Source organism: Bacillus sp. AFS059628 (assembly GCF_002571225.1).
GTDB lineage: Bacteria > Bacillota > Bacilli > Bacillales > Bacillaceae_G > Bacillus_A.
The window spans coordinates 108,459-130,154 of the sequence record NZ_NVEC01000061.1 but is presented as its reverse complement, the minus strand read 5'-3'; the positions used below and the strand labels follow the sequence as shown (position 1 = coordinate 130,154).

Below are 21,696 nucleotides of genomic sequence, written 5' to 3'. Positions count from 1 at the left end.
AAATAGATTTTAATAATTCCCGTTTCTGTCCCCCAACATATCGACATAGGAATTTGAAGTTTGCTATAATGATTAAAATAGTTGCATTATTTAGAAAAATTTAAAAATAATAATTGCTGCAACTAGGACATATTGTTTACTAAGTGAACTTGTTCTTAATTCAGGGGGGAGGGTTTCACAATGGTAAGTGTATATGAAAATAGTTATATAATCGTTTTGATTTTCTTGCTATTAGGCATATTGCTGCCGGTAGTGGCTCTTACATTAGGAAAGATGCTGCGCCCAAACAAACCAAGTGCAGCGAAAGCGACGACGTATGAGAGTGGGATTGAGCCTTTTCATGATGCAAATATTCGATTTCATGCTCGTTATTATATTTTTGCTTTATTGTTTGTCATTTTTGATGTAGAAACTTTATTTTTATATCCATGGGCTGTTGCATATGACAAGCTCGGTTTATTTGCACTGATTGAAATGCTCATCTTTGTTGTAATGTTGCTAGTTGGATTAGCGTATGCTTGGAAAAAGAAGGTGTTACAATGGTTATAAATTTTGAGGAGTTACATCCAAATGAGCGAGCGGAATTAGAACGAAATATCTTTTTTTCTACATTGGAACAGTTGAAAGGGTGGGCACGGAGTAATTCTTTATGGCCGATGACATTCGGACTGGCATGCTGTGCAATTGAAATGATGGGAGTAGGTTCATCGCATTACGATTTAGATCGATTTGGGTCATTTTTTCGGACTTCACCAAGGCAATCGGACGTTATGATTGTGTCGGGAACGGTAACGAAGAAGATGGCTCCTATTGTTCGGCGTTTATATGATCAAATGCCTGAACCAAAATGGGTTATTGCAATGGGATCTTGTGCGACAGCAGGTGGCCCGTATGTAAATTCATATGCTGTTGTGAAAGGTGTAGATCAAATTGTACCAGTGGATGTGTATATTCCTGGTTGCCCACCAAATCCTGCGGCCTTAATTTATGGAATTAATAAATTGAAAGAAAAAATTCGTTACGAGGCAAAGACGGGAAAGCAGGTGACGAATAAATGAGTGATCCAAACAAAGAATTAGAGGATTTGAAAAGAGAAGCGGCTAGGCGTGCGAAAGAAGAGGCGAGAAAGCGTCTCGTTGCGAAACATGATGCAGAAATAAGTAAACTTGAGGAAGAAGATCAGGAAAAAGAGAAAGCGCTACCAAAAAATGATGAAATGACTGTGGAAGAAGCAAAACGACGCGCAGCTGCGGCCGCAAAAGCGAAAGCGGCGGCATTAGCGAAGCAAAAAAGAGAAGGAACAGAAGAAGAGGTAACGGAAGAAGAAAAGGTCAAAGCGAAGGCGAAGGCAGTAGCTGCAGCGAAAGCAAAAGCAGCGGCGTTAGCGAAGCAAAAAAGGGAAGGGACAGAAGAGGTAACGGAAGAAGAAAAGGCAAAAGCGAAGGCGAAGGCAGCAGCTGCAGCGAAAGCAAAAGCAGCGGTGTTAGCGAAGCAAAAAAGGGAAGGGACAGAAGAGGTAACGGAAGAGGAAAAGGCAAAAGCGAAGGCGAAGGCCGTGGCGGCAGCAAAGGCGAAAGCAGCGGCATTAGCGAAGCAGAAGGCCTCACAAGGTGATGGGGATTCAGGAGATGAAAAGGCGAAGGCAATTGCAGCAGCGAAAGCAAAAGCGGCTGCGGCTGCAAGAGCGAAGACAAAGAGCGCTGAAGGTAAGAAGGAAGAGGAGCCGAAGCCGGAAGAACCATCCGTGAATCAACCGTATTTAAATCAGTATGTTGAAGTTATTAAGGGGAAAGTAGGAGAAGATACATTAGTAGATTGCTACATTAATAAACTTTCAAAAGATGTGCCAACTCTTGTGGTCGAAACCTCCAAATATTATGAAGTAATGGAGTTACTGCGATTCCATGAGGGACTTGCATTTGATTATATGTCAGAGCTACATGCGACGGATTTTGTGACACATATGGAAGTGTATGTTCATTTATTTTCATATGGAAAGAAACAGTCAGTAGCGGTAAAGGTGAAGCTGGATAGGGAAGAGCCGCAAGTAGAATCGGTGACAGCACTTTGGAAGGGAGCGGATTGGCCAGAGCGGGAAGCGTATGATTTGCTTGGTATTGTATTTAAGGGGCATCCAAATTTATCACGTATTTTAATGCCTGATGATTGGATAGGGCATCCGCTTAGGAAAGATTATGAACCGTATGATGTGGAGGTGTAGCTAAATGATCCGTACGGAAGAAATGCTTTTGAATGTAGGTCCTCAGCATCCGAGTACGCATGGTGTGTTCAGGCTTGTTATTAAGATTGACGGGGAAATTATTAAAGAAGCTACACCGGTTATTGGATATTTGCATCGCGGGACTGAAAAGATTGCAGAGAGCTTACAGTATACGCAAATTATCCCTTATACAGATCGAATGGACTATTTATCGGCCATGACGAATAATTACGTCATTTGCCACGCTGTAGAGACGATGATGGGGCTTGAAATTCCGGAGCGGGCCGAATACTTGCGAGTGCTTGCAATGGAGCTTGGAAGGATTGCGAGCCATCTCGTTTGGTGGGGGACAAATCTTCTTGATATAGGAGCAGTCAGCCCATTTTTGTACGCGTTTCGTGAGCGAGAGATGATCATAAATTTATTAAACGAATTATGCGGTGCCCGGCTTACCTTTAACTATATGAGAGTCGGCGGTGTAAAGTGGGATGCGCCGGACGGTTGGATTGAAAAAGTGGAAGAGTTTGTTCCGTATATGAGAGAGCAATTGGCAGGTTACCATGATCTCGTTAGTGGGAATGAGATTTTCTTAAATCGTGTAAAAGGCGTTGGTATATATAGCGTGGAAGATGCGATTTCGTATTCTTTAAGCGGAGCGAATTTACGATGCACAGGAGTAAACTGGGATCTTCGCAAAGATGAGCCGTATTCGATTTATGACCGTTTTGATTTCGATATTCCTGTTGGAAGCGTGGGGGATGCTTGGGATCGCTACGTTTGCCGCATGAAAGAAATTGAGGAGTCGTTAAAAATTGTTGAGCAAGCTGTCCAGCAGTTCCCGAAAGAGGGAGCAGTACTTGCGAAAGTGCCGAAAATTATTAAGGCGCCTAAAGGGGAAGCCTTCGTTCGTATAGAGTCGCCGCGCGGAGAGATTGGTTGCTATATTGCTAGTGACGGAAAGAAAGAGCCGTACCGCTTGAAGTTTCGCAGGCCGTCTTTTTACAATTTGCAAATTTTACCGAAGTTATTGAAAGGTGAAAACATCGCCAATTTAATTACGATTTTAGGTGGAGTTGATATTGTACTTGGGGAGGTTGATGGCTGATGATTGAAACGCTCTTACAATCACCTTCAAGCTGGACGAATTTCTTCATTTTTTTCGGGTTAGCGGTGCTTCTACTATTTGCGGTCCTTGGCTTCGTTACATATGGTATTTTGGCAGAGCGGAAAGTGATGGGTTTTATGCAAGGGCGGATTGGGCCAAACCAAGTCGGGGGCCGGTTCGGTTTACTGCAAACGGTAGCCGATGTTTTAAAACTATTATTGAAAGAAGATAGTATTCCGAAGGCGGCAGATAAACCGCTGTTTATATTAGCACCTGTCATTGCATTCGCACCAGCATTTATGGTGCTTGCAGTCATCCCGTTTACTGATAAATTTCAGTTTGCGGATATTGGCGTAGGTCTACTGTATTACATTGCTGTTTCTGGCATTACGACGATTGGGGTTGTGACCGGAGGATGGGCATCAAATAATAAATATTCCCTTTTAGGAGGGATGCGCGCGGCGGCGCAAATGATTTCTTATGAAATTCCGCTCGTAATGAGTGTAATTGGGATTGTTTTGTTAGCGGGCAGCCTAAATTTAAATGAAATCGTAGCGGCACAGGAGAATGTTTGGTACATTTTCGTGCAGCCAATCGGTTTCGTCGTGTTTTTAATCGCAGCGGTAGCAGAGTTAAATAGGACGCCGTTCGATTTACCAGAAGCCGAGTCGGAGCTTGTTTCTGGATACCATACGGAATACTCAGGGTTTCGCTGGGCGTTTTTCATGCTTTCAGAGTACGTATATTTCTTCGGGATGGCATCTTTAATTACTGTGCTCTTTTTAGGCGGATGGAATCCAGTAATGTTTCTTGGATTTATTCCAGGTGCCGTATGGTTTGCTTTAAAGTTTAGCAGTGTAGTCTTTCTATTAATTTGGTTCCGCGTGACGTTTCCGCGTATAAGAGGTGACCAGTTAATGGAGTTTGGCTGGAAAGTATTATTGCCAATTGCACTTGCAAATATTTTCTTAACGGCATTGATTAAGGAGTTATTCTTCTAATCTATGAAGGGGGTGCCAGTAAGAGATGAAAGGACTATTTAAAGGATTAAAATATACATTAAGCAATTTGAGCAAGAAGAAGGTAACTTATGATTATCCGAACCAACCGTTGCCATTGCCAGACCGGTTTCGAGGGATTCAAAAGTTCTATCCGGAAAAGTGTATTGTTTGTAATCAGTGCTCCAACATTTGTCCGACAGACTGTATTCAATTAACGGGGAAAAAACATCCCGATCCTACGAAAAAAGGGAAAATTATCGACACGTACGATATTAATTTTGAAATTTGTATTCTTTGTGATTTATGTACAGAAGTTTGTCCGACAGAGGCGATTGTCATGACAAATAACTTTGAACTCGCGGAATATTCACGGGATGACTTATTTAAAAATTTGCAGTGGCTTGACGAAAACGACGAAAACGTCAGGAAGGAGAATAAAGCATGAATGGCGAGTTTATAGCATTCTTTATACTATCCTTGTCTGCAATTATTGGCGGCGTTCTTATGTTGAACTTAACGAAAGTCATGCATATGATGTTAGCTCTCGTTCTGACATTTCTCAGCATTGCGGGTTTGTACTTTCTTTTATCAGCTGAATTTATCGGAGTTGCACAAATTTTACTTTATTCGGGTGCGATCACAATTATTATGATTTTTGGCATTATGTTAACGAAACATAACGCGGAAAATGAATCGCGTCTTACTCTTCGAAAATGGATTATCTTCTTTGCGGTTGTAGCATTTGGGGCAGTTATGTATTTCGCTGTTAACAATATTGATTTCGCAAATGAAAGCACACAAGGAAGTTTACCTCTCCATGAAAAAAACACACTTCAAATCGGTACGCTTCTCTATTCAAAATATATTATTCCATTTGAGTTAACCTCAGTTATTTTACTTGTAGCACTTGTGGGTGCAATTATTCTTGCGAAGAAGGATGAGAAAGAGGAGGATTCCAATGAGTAGCGTGCCTGCTTCTGCGTATTTAACACTTGCGATTATTTTGTTTTGCATCGGTTTGTTTGGAGCTTTAACGAAGCGCAATACAGTGATTGTATTAGTTTGTATTGAATTAATGCTGAACGCAGCTAATTTAAATTTAGTAGCGTTTAGTAAATTAGGTTTGTTCCCAAATTTAACAGGGCAAATTTTCTCTCTGTTTACGATGGCCGTAGCAGCAGCGGAGGCGGCGGTAGGACTCGCCATTTTAATTGCTTTGTATCGTAATCGTACGACAGTTCATGTAGATGAAATGGATACGCTCAAAGGATAACATTGTGACCGAAAAGGGGGAAGGAAACAATGATCGATTATGCATGGCTCATACCGCTTTTCCCGCTTGTTTCGTTTTTGTTATTAATTATATTCGGGAAGAAAATTAGAGAAGGAAGCAGTGTACTTAGTATTTTCTTCGTCTTTCTCTCCTTTATATTTGCGGTACTTGTATTAATAGAACGGTTTTCGACAGTACCAGTGAAACATAAGTGGGTCTGGCTTAGAGCTGGAGATATTGATATATCATTCGGCTTTGAAGTGACTGCATTAGGGGCTTTAATGTTGTTTATCGTTACGCTTGTGAGTTTACTTGTACATGTGTATTCGAAAGGTTATATGAAAGGTGAGGAAAGATTACCAACCTTTTACGCCTATTTAGGGCTCTTTACATTTGCGATGCTTGGGCTCGTTATATCACCGAATTTATTACAGCTGTATATATTTTGGGAGTTAGTAGGCCTCGGTTCATTTTTACTCATCGGTTTTTATTTCTTTAAAGAAGAAGCGAAGGCTGCTGCGAAAAAAGCTTTTATTATGACTCGTATTGGAGATGTCGGTTTATTTATTGGGATGATCTTACTTTTCTGGCATGCAGGTAGTTTTGAATATGATGCAATTTTTAGAGCGATTCATACTGGGGATCTTACCCCTACGATGATTACAATAACAGCGATATTAATTTTTATTGGTGCAATGGGGAAATCAGGTCAGTTCCCGCTTCATACGTGGTTACCAGATGCAATGGAAGGTCCGACGCCTGTTTCGGCACTTATTCATGCGGCGACAATGGTCGCAGCTGGCGTATATTTAGTGGCGACGATGTTTCCGCTATTTTCAGCAAGTGCGGTGGCGATGCAGACGGTGGCAATCGTTGGCGCCTTTACTGCAATCTTTGCGGCTTCCATCGGTCTTGTACAAACGGATATAAAGAGAGTGCTCGCTTATTCTACAGTTAGCCAGCTCGGGTACATGATGCTTGCGCTAGGGTCTGCTGGTTATGTAGCAGGTGTTTTCCATTTAACGACACATGCCTTTTTTAAAGCGCTACTATTTTTGGCAGCAGGAAGTGTCATTCATGCAGTGCATACGCAAAACATTAATAAAATGGGCGGCTTACAGAAGAAGATGAAAGTAACGGGTGCCTTATTTTTAATCGGTACTCTTACAATTAGTGGTGTGCCACTCCTTTCCGGCTTCTTTAGTAAAGATGAAATTTTAGCGGCGACTTGGATGAACGGCAATTATGTTTTATTCACCTTAGCAGTAATTGCAGCATTCCTAACAGCATTCTACATGTTCCGGCTATACTTCCTTGTCTTTACTGGGGAAGCGAAGACGGAGGAAGATGTGCATGAATCGCCCCGCATTATGACGTATCCGATGATCGTTCTCGGGGTTCTTGCAGTAGTGGCAGGTTATATTAATACACCGTGGTTTGGGACATTTCTCGGGGATTGGCTTACGAAAGATGTAGCATTTAAAGCGCGAGAAGCACACGGACCGTTTTGGATTATGATTGTTGCGACGCTCGTTTCATTTGCAGGAATTGCTCTCGCATATTTCATATATGGCAAGAAATCTATTTCTAGAGATTGGGCTGGGAGCGAAGAAGCACCTCTTTATAATCTTTTGAAAGAAAAATATTATGTGGATGAACTATACAATATGACGGTGCTTCCTGTTACGAAAGGAATCGCTCATGTGCTTCGCTTATTTGAGGTGTATGTAGTCGAAGGAATTGCCGTTTTAATAGGGAGTTTAGTTAAAGGGTTAAGTGGAATCGGGTCTAGACTCCAAAATGGAAATGTACAAGTGTACGGGACTGTAACAGCTGTTTCACTTGCAGTACTTGTCATTATTTTGCTCTATACGGGAGGGGATTTACGATGAATGATTTGTTATTAACGTTCTTCATTTTTTCCCCGCTTTTAGGAATTCTCTTACTTGCATTAACGCCGAAAAAAGAATCGCGTACAGTGCGAGCGCTCGGTTTATTTGGAACGGCGCTTCCATTCGGAATTGCTATTGTCCTCGCTTGTACATATGCTTCTGGAAAGAGTTTGTCGCTATTTGATGAAAAAGTGAAATGGATTAAATTTGGGGATTTTGCAGCGGTCGATAAAAGGTGGTTTTCCATTTATTACGAGCTTGGTATTGATGGTTTATCACTCGTTATGATGGTGCTGACGGCCCTATTAGCGATGCTTGCAGCAATTGCGGCATTTACGATTAAAAGGAATTTGAAAGCATTTTATATGCTATTACTCATGTTAGAAATAGGGATGCTCGGCGTCTTCGCTGCTCAAAATTTAATGTTGTTCTTTATCTTCTTTGAAATCACATTGCCGCCGATGTTTTTATTAATTGGGAAGTGGGGGAAATTGTCGAGTGAAAAGGCAGCTTATAGTTATTTAATATATAACGGTATTGGCTCCGCTATTTTGCTCATCGTTTTCTCGGTTTTATTTGCGAAAACAGGTACAACGAATATGACAGAGCTTAAAGAAATATTAACGAGTGTAGGTGCTGGCGGAGGAATGGCTGTCTCAAGTAGCTTACAATTCGGCTTGTTTCTTAGCATAATGATCGCTTTTGCGATTAAACTACCCGTTTTCCCGTTACATCGCTGGATGGTCAATGTACATATTGAAGCGCATCCGGCTGTAGTTATGCTTCATGCGGGTGTTTTACTGAAGATTGGAGCATACGGTATGATTCGCTTCGGACAGGGATTATTCCCGGAATACTTTCGCGAATTTGCAACGCTCATTGCGATTTTAGGGGTCATTAATTTATTGTACGGAGCCTTCTTAGCGCTCATTCAAACGGACTTTCGGAAGGTACTCGCTTACTCTAGTATTTCGCATATGGGCATTGTATTAATGGGACTTGCGGCGTTAAATGCACCGGGTACACAAGGAGCACTATTCCAAGTTGTGTCTCACGGTCTAATCGCAGCCTTACTCTTTTTCCTACTCGGCGTTATAGAACAGCGTTTTGGAACGTCGGATATTACAGCGCTTGGCGGACTCGCAAAAAGTGTGCCAGTACTTAGCGGATTCTTCTTAGCGGGAGGAATGGCATCGCTTGGATTGCCAGGAATGTCTGGATTTGTTAGCGAGTTTCTCGCCTTTCTCGGTTTATTCCAAGGGGAGCCGGTCATTGCTGCAGTCGGTGTACTTGGCATCATTTTAACCGCTGTATATGTATTAAGAGCAACACTGCAAGTAACATTCGGTAAGAAAGAGTGGGAAGCGAAAGCTGATATACACGGATGGGAGTATGTCCCGATTTTGCTGCTTATCTTCTGCATTATTGCAATTGGAGTAATGCCAGAAATACTAGGGGATCCGCTTCAAAATACATTGAAAACATTGGGGGTGAAGTAGGATGGATATGAATACGTTACTTAGTTTATCATGGCATCTCATGGTGCCAGAATTCATTATTCTCGGAGCTGCCATCCTTCTTTCCATATGTGATTTGTTTTTTAAGCTGAACCATAGATATGTAGCGCTTAGCGCAATTGCAGCCGTCATATTAGCAATCGTCTCATTAATTACACTATACGGTGAACCAACGGGAGATATTTTAAACGGATCGTTTGTGTTAGATGGGTTTTCAAAAGGGTTTAAAACGTTGTTATTAGGCGGAGCCGCCCTCATCTTATGCACCGCAATGAGCGATGACAAGAAGAATCCCATTGAAGATAAGGGAGAATATTATTACTTATTTTTAATGGCGCTTCTTGGGGCTATGTTTATGGCTTCTAGCGTTGATTTCATTACACTTTTCGTCGGCTTAGAATTGCTTTCACTTTCTTCCTACATTTTAGTAGGAATACGAAAAAAGAACCGTGCATCAAATGAGGCGGCCATGAAATATGTCATTAATGGAGGAATCGGAACGGCCATTACACTCTTTGGAATGAGTTATTTGTACGGCATTACAGGGTCAACCAACATCGTGGATATGCAAAAAGTATTCGCAGGAGAGCTTGCAGGTGGTATTCAGTTATTGTTAGCTCTCGCATTTCTACTATTACTTGTTGGACTCTCGTTTAAAATTGCAACAGTACCGTTTCATATGTGGGCGTCAGATGTGTATGAGGGGGCGGCTACACCTGTTACCGCTTTTCTAGGGACGATTTCTAAAATTGCAGGGTTCCTACTCATTATTCGTCTGTTCCTCATGGTTTTTGCAAGTGTATCGGTGCAAGGAGACGTGCAATCTTTATACGGACGTATGAGTATATACATCGCTGCATTGGCGAGTATTACGATGATTATCGGAAACGTAGTCGCATTAAAGCAATATAACGTAAAACGCTTATTCGCCTATTCAGGAATCGCACATGCGGGGTATTTACTCGTTCCACTTGTCGCATTATCACCATTTACGATGGATAGCATGTGGTTTTACATGCTTGCATATATGCTGATGAATATAGGCGCATTTGCGATTATCCACGGCTTAATCTTACAAAGCGACAAAGAAAATATCACCATTTTCACTGGATTATATAAAAGGTCGCCATTTACAGCGATCGTAATGACGATTTTTATTTTATCGTTGGCCGGGATACCAGGAACAGCTGGTTTCATCGGGAAAATTAACATCTTTTTAGGTGCACTTCATGTAGAGCCAGCTCGTTACGTACTAGCTTCTATTATGATGGGAACGACAGTCATTTCATTCGTATATTATTTCCGTATTTTACAGCAAATGTTTTTCAGAACGGGAGAAGTAGAAGAGAAAATTCATTTGCCATTTAATATAAAGGTTGTAATGAGTCTTTGTGCAATTTCTATTGTAATACTAGGGATTATGCCGATGATTGGATACAATTTCTTTTATGAATATTTTCCATTAATGAAAGATTTCTTCTTCTTAGGGAACGTGGTACAATAGTGAAAATAAAAGGTGTGGAGTCCTTACTCTGCGCTTTTTATTTTGTGTGAACTACAAATGAAAATGCATATAGGTATACGTTTTTTTAGAGAAAATTATGATGTGAAATGTAAGATGCTTATTTGTATTTGAAAAAGTGTGGCTCCTACTTATTATGGTATCGTTTTTATAGTATTCCATAGGTAGTAGCTAGGTAAAAAGGGGTCGATTTTTTGGCACATCTTTTAGGGCAACAAGCACTGATTGCCATTGTTTCGCATTTATTGTTTATTACCATTACGTGGTGGGCCTTACAAGGTATCCATATTGAGCGTTTAATGAAGCCTGGAAAGGTAATGCAGACGAGAGTATTACTCATCCTAATTACAATTGCAATTGGGACATCTGTAAGTAACTTTTTCCTTGACTATTTAGGCTATTCAAAGAGTTTAACGTATTTAGTAAAGTAAGTGTATAGAACCTCATATCTCCGTTAACAATGGGGATAGGAGGGGATGAAATTGAAGCTTAAAGCCATTCTTATTATTGCACTTAGTGTTGTTTTATTTTTGGTTGGATATAGAGAGATGAAACCGATCAGTGATGAACAGAAAATGGAGAGCATGATTGCATCCTTAGAGAAAAATGATGCTAAAGTAGAGAAATGGTCATGGTTAGCGCGAGAAACAAAAACAATTTCTAATATACATACGTTTCAAAAGTTGTTAAACGATGTGAAGGACAAGGCAAATATTCAAAAATGGGAATTAGAGCAATCTCCAGAGGGATATAAAGCTACATCTTATAAAAAGTTCTCTTCTCATGAAGAACGAGTAGTAGTAACTTGGAGTAAGGAAAATACTAAAGAAAACACTTTCATTATTTTTGAAGTGAGTGGGGCGAAATGGGACCCGAAGTACATTCAGAAAACAAATAAAATTTTTAGTGAAAAACCTATAATTTACACTTGTGTTCAAGGTGTACTGAATGATAAGATTGAAGGTGTTTTGCAAAATAAAACCAATCAGGTTTTGAAAGATCTTTCAGCAAGAGCGATCGAACAGATAGAAGAAAGAGCATTTGTGTCAGTCTCCGCATACAATAAAAAGTGGGATGACGCTCTTTCAACAAATAGAGAGAAAATAAATGTGCAAATAGCAATGCGTTCTACAGACAACAAAGATACAATTGTGGTTGGCACACCGATCATAACTTCTGAGTATTGAGTGAATAGATACTGAAAAAAGGACACGGAGGGGAATAATTTGGAAAAGATCATCGTCCGTGGCGGAAAGCGGTTAAACGGCACAGTGCGTGTTGAGGGCGCAAAAAATGCTGTATTACCTATAATCGCTGCAGCCCTATTAGCGAGTGATGGAAAGAATGTACTATCTGAAGTACCAGTTTTGTCTGATGTATACACAATTAATGAGGTATTACGTCATTTAAATGCTGAAGTCGTATTTGAAAATAACCAAGTAACAATCGATGCTTCTAAAGAGCTAAACATTGAAGCGCCATTTGAATATGTACGTAAAATGCGTGCATCTGTTCAAGTAATGGGACCATTACTTGCGCGTAATGGTCGTGCTCGTATTGCACTTCCTGGTGGATGTGCAATTGGTTCACGTCCAATTGACCAACATTTAAAAGGCTTCGAAGCAATGGGAGCAAAAGTACAGGTTGGTAACGGTTTTGTTGAGGCATACGTTGAGGGAGAACTAAAAGGTGCTAAAATTTATTTAGACTTCCCAAGCGTGGGCGCGACAGAAAACATTATGTCTGCAGCTACATTAGCAAAAGGGACAACAATCCTTGAAAACGCAGCGAAAGAACCAGAAATCGTTGACTTAGCTAACTTCTTAAATGCGATGGGAGCGAAAGTACGCGGAGCTGGAACTGGAACGATTCGTATCGAAGGCGTTGATAAATTATATGGTGCGAACCACTCTATTATTCCTGACCGTATTGAAGCGGGAACATTCATGGTTGCAGCGGCAATTACTGGTGGAGACATCTTAATTGAAAATGCTGTACCTGAACATTTACGCTCAATTACAGCGAAGATGGAAGAAATGGGTGTTAAAATTATTGAGGAAAACGAAGGTGTACGTGTTATCGGCCCAGATAAGTTAAAAGCGGTTGATATTAAAACTATGCCTCATCCAGGTTTCCCAACAGACATGCAATCACAAATGATGGCATTATTACTACAAGCTGAAGGAACAAGTATGATTACAGAAACGGTATTCGAAAACCGCTTTATGCACGTTGAAGAATTCCGTCGTATGAATGCTGATATTAAAATCGAAGGTCGTTCTGTTATTATGAACGGTCCAAACAGCTTACAAGGTGCTGAAGTAGGTGCAACTGACTTACGTGCTGCTGCTGCATTAATCTTAGCTGGTTTAGTATCAGAAGGTTACACTCGTGTAACTGAGTTAAAGCATCTTGACCGTGGTTATGTAGATTTCCATAAGAAATTAGCTGCATTAGGTGCAACTATTGAACGTGTAAACGAAAAAGTAGAAGAAGTGAAAGAACAAGAAGTTTCTGATCTTCACGCTTAATTGAAATAGTCTCTACGTCTTTTGACGTAGAGGCTATTTTTTTGGGTTATTACTGTTATAGTCAAGAAATTCTATACTTATGCATGTACCAGTGAAAAAATTTAGAAAATTTTCATTTTATACTGGTCCCCTTAAGTATGTTCTAAAAGAAAGAGTTGTTCCATAAGAATGAATGGAGTAAAGCTTTTTTATATTGGGGGAAATAAGATGAAATTTTCAAAGCCACTTTTTATTACAGTAGCGCTTCTCATAGCGCTCGTTATCATTGTACCTGCTGCTCTTGTTATTCCGTTTGCGAAAGCAAAAGTAGGGGAAGAAGCAGCTTCTAAAACTCCTCCAGCGATAGAAAGTATACCAGCTCCAGGGAAAGTGGATACAGCGGTTCAAGTAGCTGTATATCGCGAGAAACAGAAAAAGGTAGAAACATTACCTATGGAGGAGTATGTGACCGGTGTAGTAGCTTCTGAGATGAATGCCAGTTTTGAAATAGAGGCGCTAAAGGCGCAGGCATTAGCAGCGAGAACATTTGTAGTCCAGCGTATGCTAAGCGGAGGTAAGAAAAACAATGCGGACGTGACAGATACGGTGAAAGATCAAGTGTACAAAAGTAAAGAAGAATTGAAGAAACAATGGGGCAATAACTACGAAAATAATTTGAAGAAAATCGAAGAAGCTGTTTCGAAAACCGCAGGACAAGTTTTAACGTATGATGGAAAACCAATCTCAGCATCTTTCTTCTCAACGAGTAATGGCCGGACAGAAAATGCAGCTGATTACTGGGGAAATGATTATCCGTACTTAAAGAGCGTAGATAGTCCGTGGGATCAAGCTTCTCCGAAATTTACGAGCGAGCAAACCTTTACGGTAGCTGACTTTCAAAAACGTCTCGGTGTGAAAGTGCTAGCAGACGGGAAGGTTGGAAATATTAAAGATCTTACGGAAGGAAAGCGAGTAAAAGACGTAGCATTTCAAGGGAAAACATTAACAGGAAAAGAAGTTCGTGAAAAGTTAGACTTACGCTCTTCTGACTTCACTTGGAAACAAGAGGGAGATAAAATCGTTGTTACAACGAAAGGCTTCGGCCACGGCGTCGGCATGAGCCAATACGGAGCGAACGGCATGGCAGCGGAAGGCAAGAAATATACAGATATCGTCGCTCATTACTACAAAGGCGTTGAAATAAAGACGATGAATGATTATGAAGGAAAGTTGATGGTGAAGAAATAGGTGCAGAATAGACCGTCCCGGGATGTATATTGGGACGTTTTTTTCTTTTGATGGTAGATAAGTTATTTTTGTCGAATCGTAAATATATCTTAAAGTACGATAAGTATATTTGACAAATCCTCAATGTTCAGTGGTGAGAAGATATAGGGGGTGTGTTAACTCGTTTCCACCCTTTTTATGTTTTCATAGTTTTATTAAAATGCTGTATGAAATATCATAATTTTCCATTAATTGTTTGGTATAATAGGATAAAAAGTATTTGGGGGAGACGAAATGGCGCTACTGGAGTTGAAACAGTTAGGAAAGACGAACCAGTTACCGACAATTGAGCTAGAGGTAGAGAAGGGACAATGTATTGTTTTGCAATGCAATAATCATACAGCTAAAGTGTTACACCGCATTATTATTGGTGAAGAAGAAGCGTCAACTGGCAATGTACTGTTTGAAGGGGAAACAATTGGAAAGAAAATGTATTCCCGCATCGGTTTTTGTTTTTTGAAAGATGAAGCATACGAACGTTTGAAGGTAAAGGAATACTTTAAATTTTTAATAGGACTTTATGAATCAAATATGAGCACGGAGGAAGTTGTACAATATGTCGGCCTCTTAGATAAATTAAACGTTAAAATAGAAAAACTATCATTTTCAGAGAAACGTCGCCTTCATATTGGACGAGTTATGATTCATAATCCAGACTTAGTTATTTTGGAAGAGCCGGAGCAAAATGTAGATACAGAGAGTACGATTATTATCAGGAAAGCAATTATGAAAATGAAAGAGCAAGGAAAGGCAATTTTTATCACATCTTCTTTCTTATCAGATGCTCTTTCATTAACAGAAGATGTATACATATTAAACAATGATGGTGTGAAAAAAGTAGAAATTGAACAAGAAGAAATTGCAGAGTTGGATGAAGAAAAGGTTGTTCAAATGATTCCGCAAATGAAACTTGAAAGAATTCCAGCGAAAGTAAACGATAAAATCATTTTACTTGATCCGATGGAAATTCATTTTATTGAAACGCAAAACGGAGTGACACATATTCATGTGCGCGAAGGTGATTTCGTATGTGCGTTAACATTAACTGAACTAGAAGCGAGATTAACAGGGTTCGGGTTCTTTAGATGTCATCGCTCGTACCTTGTAAATTTACAAAGAGTACGAGAAGTGATTACGTGGACTCGTAATAGTTTTAGTTTAATTTTAGATGACGAAAGAAAAAGTTCAATCCCGCTTTCAAAAGGACGAATGGATGAATTAAAAGGTGTGATTGGGCTATAAAAATTGCTCTAATAAGCTCAAAAAACGATTCATTCACCGGTAAAAATACTCCTTTTACCGTTATTTTACTGCGCCTACTCTTTGTTTTTCATATGATTAAGTCAAGAAAAGCGAAACAAACAAACGAAAAGCGCTAAAGCGACTTTCATCTATAAAAGAAAAAACAAAGGGGATGACGAGATGACATTAGCAATTGAAATGAAAGATGTAATGAAAAGTTTCAACGAAAAAACAGCACTTCGAAATGTAAATATTGAAGTGAAGCAAGGAGAAATTTTTGGATTCCTCGGACCGAGTGGATCCGGAAAAACAACTACAGTAAAGATTTTAACTTCTCAACTACTTCATAGTGTTGGAACGGTAAGGGTACTAGGAAAAGATATTACAGGACCAAGTAGCATCGATTACAAACGAATTGGTATTTTAACAGACAACAGCGGTTTATATGAGAGACTTAGCATTTATGATAATTTACTATTATTTTGTGATTTATACGATTGTAAAAAAGAACGAATTGATGAAGTACTAGCGCAAGTGAATCTATTAGATGATAAAAAAACATTGGTAAAGAAACTATCAAAAGGAATGAAGCAACGCGTTACACTAGCAAGAGCAATCCTTCATAAACCAGATATCCTCTTCTTAGACGAACCAACATCGGCACTCGACCCAGTTAACGTACAAAACATTCATAAAATCTTAAAAGACTTAAATAAAGAAGGAACGACAATTTTCTTAACGACGCACAACATGGACGAAGCAGAAACGCTTTGTAACCGCATTGCCTTTCTGTGTGGTGGAGAAATTGTAGCGCTTGATACACCGGAGAACCTTCGCTTACAATACGCGAAAGATCAAATACAAGTCGTTTTAAAGGATAAGAAGAAAGAAACGGTACAAAAAGATGAATTAGGTGCAAAACGCATTTCAGAGTGGATGAAAAAAGGGGAACTATTATCCATTCATTCTTATGAGCCAACGTTAGGTGATATCTTTATTGAAGTTACTGGGAGGGGATTATAATGACATTTTCAATGAGACGTGTATCAGCTATTTTTAGAAAAGAAGTACAGGATTTTAAGACAAATTCACAAGTTTTATTAATGGCATCTTTACCAATTATATTTGCATTTATATTTAGTCGATTTGGAGAAGGACAGGCAGGAGTTGGCATCATTACTTTAATGTCCTTTCTATTTGTTGCAGGGTTTGTTCAATCAATGGTAATTGCAGAAGAGAAAGAAAAACATACGTTACGTGTGTTAATGCTCTCACCGGCTTCTTCTGTTGAAGTCCTTCTTGGTAAAAGTATATTAACAGCATGTTTAACGTTAGGTATTTCCATTGTAAACTTATTTATTCTAGATCAATTAAGTGGAAATCTATTATTGCTAGCACTTATTTTCTTATGTGGAACAATTCTATTTATCTTAATTGGAACAGTGATTGGATTACTAGCTGAGTCTGTCCCGCAAACATCACTAATTGGAATGCCGATATTAATGACGATGTATTTAGCTGTACAATTTGAGCCGATGGTTGAAAATAAAATGATTAAGACAATGATTAGTTATCTTCCAACATCTCATCTTGAAAAAGCAATTAAAAGCCTAGTGGAGGGTGCTGGGTTTAGTAGTATTAGTGGACATATGCTAAATGTTGGAGTGTGGCTTATTATTTCACTTATTGCATGTTTAATCGTATACAAAAAGAAACAATTGGACTAAAAACTGAGCTGAAACGCTCAGTTTTTTCTTTTTTCAATCATTTCCTCGGAAATTTTACAATTCCTATACATATTTTTACAGATTTTGTCGAAAAGTAATTAGTTATACGTTGTATAGGATGCGTGAATATTGTTCAAAATGATTGCTGAGGTGATGATGGAATGCGAGGAAGAAATAATAAAAAGTCGCAAAAGGTAGTACATTTATTTCAAAAAAGATGGGTGTTTCCGGCACTGTACATTGCTTGTGCAGCGGTAATCTTAATGGTTGCGTTATGGTTCCAAGGAGCTAATCCGAAGAAGACTCCGAACCAAGATCAAGCAACACCGTATACACAAACGGAAGATCCAGCAGTACCAGTAACGAAATCTTCAGAAGTAGTGAAAATGCCAGCTGCCGCGAGTGTGGAAGTAGTCGTACAGAAGAAATTCTATGAAGATGCAGCAACTGAGGCGGAACAAGAAAAAGCACTTGTCTTTTATAACAACACATATTCCCCGAACAAAGGAATTGACATTGCTGCGAAGAATGGAAAAGAATTCAATGTTACAGCTGCTTTAAGTGGTACAGTAACGAAAGCTGAAAAAGATTCACTTCTTGGTTATGTTGTAACAGTTGATAGCGGAAATGGTGTAGCAGCTTCTTATCAAAGCTTAGGCAGTGTAAAAGTAGAAAAAGGTGCACGAGTTGTACAAGGTGAAGTATTAGGAAAATCCGGTCTAAGTGCAATGAATAAAGAAGCAGGTTCTCACGTTCACTTTGAAGTACGTAAAGACAATGTGGCTGTGAACCCTGAGCGCTACTTAAATAAGTCAGTAGCAGAAATTAAAGCTGATGCAGGTGCTGCAAAGGCAACGAACGCTTCTGGTAAAAAAGCTGAAGACAAATCTCAAAAAGAAGAAAAGTCAACGAGCACGAAACCAGAAAATAAAACAGAAGACAAGTCTCAAAAAGAAGAGAAATCAACAAGCGGTTCGACTAGTGACAAAAAAGAAGAACCGAAGAAAGAAGAAAAATCAACAAATGGTTCTACAGAATCATCTAACAGTTCTTCTTCACAAGAATAAGAAAGTGAAAAAATCAGTTCTCACTAGAGAGCTGATTTTTTTATTTCTACCCCGCATTAACGGGCAGTAAGACCCCTATTTCAAAATTCAGTGAAAGCTAAGAAGTTAGGCCTGGGGTCAACTGCCCGTAAAGGCCCGATTGGTGAAGGCTAATAATCAGTGGGAAATGGCGCCCACTGATTAAAGTTTCACTTTATATAAAAATACTCAATTTCGAGAAAAAAATTGCAATAACAAGGAAAAATGACGAGATTCTCGAATATATATTACAAAAGGGAGGGGATACTGTGTCATTTTTGTTTGTTCTGTCGACTGCTATTATTTTATTGTTTGTTTTATTTACTTTATATTATTACATTGCTGGTAAAAAAGAGGTTCCCCACCATCAGTTATTAGAAGAAGAGTTTGAACGGGAAGAATGACGCTCTAAGAAAGAGTGTCTTTTTCTTTTTGTACACCTATTGGAATTTTTAAGGTTAGACCGTATAATACTAATTGTGATTTTTTACATAAGAAAACGATATTTGAATGCAGTAGGACTTTAAAATACTGTGTTTTTTTGTTGTGGTTGAGGGGGAAGTTTTAAATTGAAAGCAAGAGAAAGCAAAAGTTCGAAAAAATTATTTATTGTAATAGCGGTTGTAGTGGCATTAATCGCGGGGATTGGATTTTTCATTTATAATAAAATGAATGCTGAAAGTAACCAGAAGAAGGTACCTGTTTTGCAGTATTACTATTTAGCTAAAGATAAAGATAAGAAGAGTAATCCAGAATTTAAGGATAAGAAAAATATTTTATCTGTAAGTGAATTTGAAAAACAAATTAAATATTTAGCAGACAATAAGTATCATGCGTTAACGCTAAAGGAATTTGAGGGTTTTATACAAGATAAGAAGTCACTTCCTGAAAAAAGTGTACTAATTACATTTGATAATTCCTCAAAATCAAATTATGTCTATGCATACCCAATTCTAAAAAAATATAAAATGCATGCTGTTTCATTTGCAGTATCATCTAAATTGACTGAAAAAGTTCAAAAGTTTGATTCTAAGAATATTCAAACGTTGAGTAAAATTGAGTTAGAAAAAATGAAAGATGTATTTGAATTTGGAAGTCATACACACGATCTTAATAAAGTAATAGATAATAAACCGGCATTAATTAAAGCAGCTAAAGATGATGTTAAGAAAGATATTTTGCAAAGTAATAAATTGTTGCAAACAAACTACTTCTCTTATCCATTTGGAAAATATAATAATGCTTCGGTAGAAGCATTAAATGAATTGGGAGTAGCATTAGCTTTTACTAGTTCCGCAGGGTATGCTACAGAGAACAGTAAACCGCTAGAGATTAAACGTTGGTTTATTTCAGCGGATACTAAAATGGATACTTTTGAGAATATAGTTTCAGGTAAATATGAGATTTCAAGTAAGTAAAGTTCAAGCCTATTAGAATTGTATTTAAATTCTAATAGGCTTTTTTGTTTTAACCTGTATTTTTTCTGAAGTTAAAATATTTTTGTACTTAGTCCGCAAAAATAGTGAACATGTAGCATATATCAGTAGTGCGGGCAATACAATGGTATAAACCAAAGCAAAGAGAGTGTTTGAGGTGAGAAATCGTGAATCATTTCATTATAAATCCAAGAATGTTTAACGCTTACAAACAGCACTCACACTTACTTCTAAGTCGTATGCAGCGAGGCTCATTTCACACTTCTCACATCCAATTTAGGGAGGCGAGTGGTGTGCACGATTACATCAAAGAGAGAACTATCAAGATTGGTAAGTATATCGTGGAGACAAGAAAGACAGTGCGTGTCATTGCAAAAGAATTTGGGGTATCAAAGAGTACAGTCCATAAAGATTTAACGGAACGTCTACCAGAAATTAATCCAGAGCTCGCAAATGAAGTAAAAGAAATTCTTGATTATCATAAGTCTATTCGTCATTTAAGAGGCGGAGAAGCAACAAAGCAAAAGTATAGAAAAGAAGATGTAGAAAAGCCGGTACGTCAATAAATATGCGATCGTAAACATCCCGTTTCAATTCGGTAATATTTTTCAGAAGAATTCCTTTTGTGAATATTACGTTTCTGTTAAATTTGTGATAAAATCAGAAATTAGGTGTAAAAGAATTCGGGTGTAACCTGATTTTGAATATCGAGGAGGAAAAAACGGGAATGTTTGCGCGAGATATCGGAATTGACCTAGGTACGGCTAACGTATTAATCCATGTTAAAGGTAAGGGTATTGTATTGAATGAGCCATCTGTTGTTGCTATTGATCGTAACACAGGTAAAGTATTAGCAGTAGGTGAAGAAGCAAGAAGTATGGTGGGACGTACGCCCGGTAATATTGTAGCAATTCGTCCACTTAAAGATGGTGTAATCGCAGATTTCGAAATTACAGAAGCAATGTTAAAGTATTTCATTAACAAATTGGACGTAAAGAGCTTCTTTTCAAAACCTCGCATTTTAATTTGTTGTCCAACAAATATCACATCAGTAGAACAAAAAGCAATTCGTGAGGCTGCTGAACGTTCAGGTGGTAAAACAGTATTCTTAGAAGAAGAACCAAAAGTAGCCGCAGTTGGTGCTGGTATGGAAATCTTCCAACCAAGCGGTAACATGGTTGTTGATATTGGTGGAGGTACAACAGATATCGCTGTACTATCTATGGGTGATATTGTTACCTCTTCCTCTATCAAAATGGCTGGCGATAAGTTTGATATGGAGATCTTAAACTACATTAAACGTAAGTATAAGCTATTAATCGGAGAACGTACTTCAGAAGATATTAAAATTAAAGTTGGTACAGTATTCCCAGGTGCACGTAGCGAAGAGCTTGAAATTCGTGGACGTGACATGGTAACAGGCTTACCACGTACAATTACAGTATGCTCTGAAGAAATTACAGAAGCATTAAAAGAAAATGCAGCAGTTATTGTACAAGCTGCAAAAGGCGTACTAGAACGTACACCACCAGAATTATCGGCGGACATCATCGACCGCGGTGTTATTCTAACAGGCGGTGGAGCTTTACTACACGGTATCGACATGCTTCTAGCAGAAGAACTAAAAGTACCAGTATTAATTGCTGAAAACCCAATGCACTGCGTTGCGGTTGGTACAGGCATTATGTTAGAGAATATCGATAAATTACCACGTCGTGCTTTACGATAAATGTTGAATTAATATGTAAACCTTGAACAGTTGGATTTATTATCTACTGCTCAAGGTTTATTTATATTTATATTAATATTTATATATTATGTTGTATTTATATGAGTTGTAAAAAGGTAAATTATTAATTAGAAAGGTTCAATTTTGTC

At 38.7% G+C, this 21,696-nt stretch carries 23 protein-coding genes; all 23 read left to right on the top strand.

What is annotated here, in order from left to right:
• Positions 1 to 180: 180 nt before the first annotated feature.
• Positions 181 to 549 (top strand): NADH-quinone oxidoreductase subunit NuoA, encoded by a 369-nt coding sequence (gene nuoA / locus COL05_RS20975; RefSeq protein ID WP_098670006.1) that lies wholly within the window; start codon positions 181 to 183, stop codon positions 547 to 549.
• Positions 540 to 1,058: an NADH-quinone oxidoreductase subunit NuoB gene (gene nuoB / locus COL05_RS20970; RefSeq protein ID WP_000236331.1), complete on the top strand. Its 519-nt coding sequence runs from the start codon at positions 540 to 542 to the stop codon at positions 1,056 to 1,058. Before nuoA ends, nuoB begins: the two co-directional genes overlap by 10 nt.
• Positions 1,055 to 2,221: an NADH-quinone oxidoreductase subunit C gene (locus tag COL05_RS20965; protein WP_098670005.1), complete on the top strand. Its 1,167-nt coding sequence runs from the start codon at positions 1,055 to 1,057 to the stop codon at positions 2,219 to 2,221. The genes nuoB and COL05_RS20965 overlap by 4 nt, the downstream gene beginning before the upstream one ends.
• A gap of 4 nt (positions 2,222 to 2,225) precedes the next feature.
• Positions 2,226 to 3,326, top strand: coding sequence for an NADH-quinone oxidoreductase subunit NuoD (gene nuoD, locus COL05_RS20960; protein WP_098670004.1), 1,101 nt, complete (start codon positions 2,226 to 2,228; stop codon positions 3,324 to 3,326).
• Entirely contained in the window at positions 3,326 to 4,327 is a 1,002-nt protein-coding gene (gene nuoH / locus COL05_RS20955; protein WP_000573430.1) for an NADH-quinone oxidoreductase subunit NuoH, read from the top strand. Before nuoD ends, nuoH begins: the two co-directional genes overlap by 1 nt.
• Positions 4,328 to 4,352: 25 nt before the next feature.
• On the top strand, positions 4,353 to 4,772 hold the full coding sequence (gene nuoI / locus COL05_RS20950) for an NADH-quinone oxidoreductase subunit NuoI (RefSeq protein ID WP_000677191.1): 420 nt from the start codon (positions 4,353 to 4,355) through the stop codon (positions 4,770 to 4,772).
• Positions 4,769 to 5,293 carry an NADH-quinone oxidoreductase subunit J gene (locus tag COL05_RS20945; protein ID WP_001012803.1) on the top strand — a complete coding sequence of 175 codons (525 nt, stop codon included), beginning with the start codon at positions 4,769 to 4,771 and terminating at the stop codon, positions 5,291 to 5,293. Before nuoI ends, COL05_RS20945 begins: the two co-directional genes overlap by 4 nt.
• Positions 5,286 to 5,600 (top strand): NADH-quinone oxidoreductase subunit NuoK, encoded by a 315-nt coding sequence (gene nuoK, locus COL05_RS20940; RefSeq protein ID WP_000100078.1) that lies wholly within the window; start codon positions 5,286 to 5,288, stop codon positions 5,598 to 5,600. The genes COL05_RS20945 and nuoK overlap by 8 nt, the downstream gene beginning before the upstream one ends.
• A gap of 29 nt (positions 5,601 to 5,629) precedes the next feature.
• The gene (gene nuoL, locus COL05_RS20935) at positions 5,630 to 7,492 is read left to right on the top strand and encodes an NADH-quinone oxidoreductase subunit L (protein WP_098670003.1); all 1,863 of its coding nucleotides are present in this window, start codon (positions 5,630 to 5,632) and stop codon (positions 7,490 to 7,492) included.
• Positions 7,489 to 8,991, top strand: a complete 1,503-nt coding sequence (locus tag COL05_RS20930) for an NADH-quinone oxidoreductase subunit M (protein ID WP_098670002.1) — start codon at positions 7,489 to 7,491, stop codon at positions 8,989 to 8,991. The genes nuoL and COL05_RS20930 overlap by 4 nt, the downstream gene beginning before the upstream one ends.
• Before the next feature lie 7 nt (positions 8,992 to 8,998).
• Entirely contained in the window at positions 8,999 to 10,513 is a 1,515-nt protein-coding gene (nuoN, locus tag COL05_RS20925; protein ID WP_373605324.1) for an NADH-quinone oxidoreductase subunit NuoN, read from the top strand.
• A gap of 212 nt (positions 10,514 to 10,725) precedes the next feature.
• Entirely contained in the window at positions 10,726 to 10,962 is a 237-nt protein-coding gene (locus COL05_RS20920) for a DUF1146 family protein (protein ID WP_000940742.1), read from the top strand.
• 51 nt (positions 10,963 to 11,013) lie between these two features.
• Entirely contained in the window at positions 11,014 to 11,718 is a 705-nt protein-coding gene (locus COL05_RS20915; RefSeq protein ID WP_373605323.1) for a YwmB family TATA-box binding protein, read from the top strand.
• 39 nt (positions 11,719 to 11,757) lie between these two features.
• Positions 11,758 to 13,062: a UDP-N-acetylglucosamine 1-carboxyvinyltransferase gene (gene murA / locus COL05_RS20910; RefSeq protein WP_098669999.1), complete on the top strand. Its 1,305-nt coding sequence runs from the start codon at positions 11,758 to 11,760 to the stop codon at positions 13,060 to 13,062.
• A gap of 207 nt (positions 13,063 to 13,269) precedes the next feature.
• On the top strand, positions 13,270 to 14,289 hold the full coding sequence (gene spoIID / locus COL05_RS20905; RefSeq protein WP_098669998.1) for a stage II sporulation protein D: 1,020 nt from the start codon (positions 13,270 to 13,272) through the stop codon (positions 14,287 to 14,289).
• 273 nt (positions 14,290 to 14,562) lie between these two features.
• Entirely contained in the window at positions 14,563 to 15,570 is a 1,008-nt protein-coding gene (locus COL05_RS20900) for a LytTR family transcriptional regulator DNA-binding domain-containing protein (RefSeq protein ID WP_098669997.1), read from the top strand.
• 180 nt (positions 15,571 to 15,750) lie between these two features.
• Positions 15,751 to 16,593: an ABC transporter ATP-binding protein gene (locus tag COL05_RS20895; protein WP_000170848.1), complete on the top strand. Its 843-nt coding sequence runs from the start codon at positions 15,751 to 15,753 to the stop codon at positions 16,591 to 16,593.
• Positions 16,593 to 17,297, top strand: coding sequence for an ABC transporter permease (locus COL05_RS20890; RefSeq protein ID WP_061680835.1), 705 nt, complete (start codon positions 16,593 to 16,595; stop codon positions 17,295 to 17,297). Before COL05_RS20895 ends, COL05_RS20890 begins: the two co-directional genes overlap by 1 nt.
• A 161-nt stretch (positions 17,298 to 17,458) precedes the next feature.
• Positions 17,459 to 18,364 carry a stage II sporulation protein SpoIIQ gene (gene spoIIQ, locus COL05_RS20885; RefSeq protein WP_098669996.1) on the top strand — a complete coding sequence of 302 codons (906 nt, stop codon included), beginning with the start codon at positions 17,459 to 17,461 and terminating at the stop codon, positions 18,362 to 18,364.
• A gap of 287 nt (positions 18,365 to 18,651) precedes the next feature.
• A complete protein-coding gene (locus tag COL05_RS20880) occupies positions 18,652 to 18,786 on the top strand; it encodes a hypothetical protein (RefSeq protein WP_000008901.1) in 135 nt (44 codons plus the stop codon).
• 165 nt (positions 18,787 to 18,951) lie between these two features.
• On the top strand, positions 18,952 to 19,800 hold the full coding sequence (locus COL05_RS20875) for a polysaccharide deacetylase family protein (protein ID WP_098669995.1): 849 nt from the start codon (positions 18,952 to 18,954) through the stop codon (positions 19,798 to 19,800).
• Positions 19,801 to 20,111: 311 nt separating this feature from the next.
• Entirely contained in the window at positions 20,112 to 20,384 is a 273-nt protein-coding gene (spoIIID, locus tag COL05_RS20870) for a sporulation transcriptional regulator SpoIIID (RefSeq protein WP_000544012.1), read from the top strand.
• 161 nt (positions 20,385 to 20,545) lie between these two features.
• Positions 20,546 to 21,547: a rod shape-determining protein gene (gene mreB / locus COL05_RS20865; protein ID WP_000457986.1), complete on the top strand. Its 1,002-nt coding sequence runs from the start codon at positions 20,546 to 20,548 to the stop codon at positions 21,545 to 21,547.
• Positions 21,548 to 21,696: the final 149 nt, after the last annotated feature.

What these genes read in the sequence shown, in the direction of transcription:
- nuoA (WP_098670006.1), top strand. Translation starts at nt 181, where the DNA reads ATGGTAAGTGTATATGAAAATAGTTATATAATCGTTTTGATTTTCTTG.
- nuoB (WP_000236331.1), top strand. Translation starts at nt 540, where the DNA reads ATGGTTATAAATTTTGAGGAGTTACATCCAAATGAGCGAGCGGAATTA.
- COL05_RS20965 (WP_098670005.1), top strand. Translation starts at nt 1,055, where the DNA reads ATGAGTGATCCAAACAAAGAATTAGAGGATTTGAAAAGAGAAGCGGCT.
- nuoD (WP_098670004.1), top strand. Translation starts at nt 2,226, where the DNA reads ATGATCCGTACGGAAGAAATGCTTTTGAATGTAGGTCCTCAGCATCCG.
- nuoH (WP_000573430.1), top strand. Translation starts at nt 3,326, where the DNA reads ATGATTGAAACGCTCTTACAATCACCTTCAAGCTGGACGAATTTCTTC.
- nuoI (WP_000677191.1), top strand. Translation starts at nt 4,353, where the DNA reads ATGAAAGGACTATTTAAAGGATTAAAATATACATTAAGCAATTTGAGC.
- COL05_RS20945 (WP_001012803.1), top strand. Translation starts at nt 4,769, where the DNA reads ATGAATGGCGAGTTTATAGCATTCTTTATACTATCCTTGTCTGCAATT.
- nuoK (WP_000100078.1), top strand. Translation starts at nt 5,286, where the DNA reads ATGAGTAGCGTGCCTGCTTCTGCGTATTTAACACTTGCGATTATTTTG.
- nuoL (WP_098670003.1), top strand. Translation starts at nt 5,630, where the DNA reads ATGATCGATTATGCATGGCTCATACCGCTTTTCCCGCTTGTTTCGTTT.
- COL05_RS20930 (WP_098670002.1), top strand. Translation starts at nt 7,489, where the DNA reads ATGAATGATTTGTTATTAACGTTCTTCATTTTTTCCCCGCTTTTAGGA.
- nuoN (WP_373605324.1), top strand. Translation starts at nt 8,999, where the DNA reads ATGAATACGTTACTTAGTTTATCATGGCATCTCATGGTGCCAGAATTC.
- spoIID (WP_098669998.1), top strand. Translation starts at nt 13,270, where the DNA reads ATGAAATTTTCAAAGCCACTTTTTATTACAGTAGCGCTTCTCATAGCG.
- COL05_RS20900 (WP_098669997.1), top strand. Translation starts at nt 14,563, where the DNA reads ATGGCGCTACTGGAGTTGAAACAGTTAGGAAAGACGAACCAGTTACCG.
- COL05_RS20895 (WP_000170848.1), top strand. Translation starts at nt 15,751, where the DNA reads ATGACATTAGCAATTGAAATGAAAGATGTAATGAAAAGTTTCAACGAA.
- COL05_RS20890 (WP_061680835.1), top strand. Translation starts at nt 16,593, where the DNA reads ATGACATTTTCAATGAGACGTGTATCAGCTATTTTTAGAAAAGAAGTA.
- spoIIQ (WP_098669996.1), top strand. Translation starts at nt 17,459, where the DNA reads ATGCGAGGAAGAAATAATAAAAAGTCGCAAAAGGTAGTACATTTATTT.
- mreB (WP_000457986.1), top strand. Translation starts at nt 20,546, where the DNA reads ATGTTTGCGCGAGATATCGGAATTGACCTAGGTACGGCTAACGTATTA.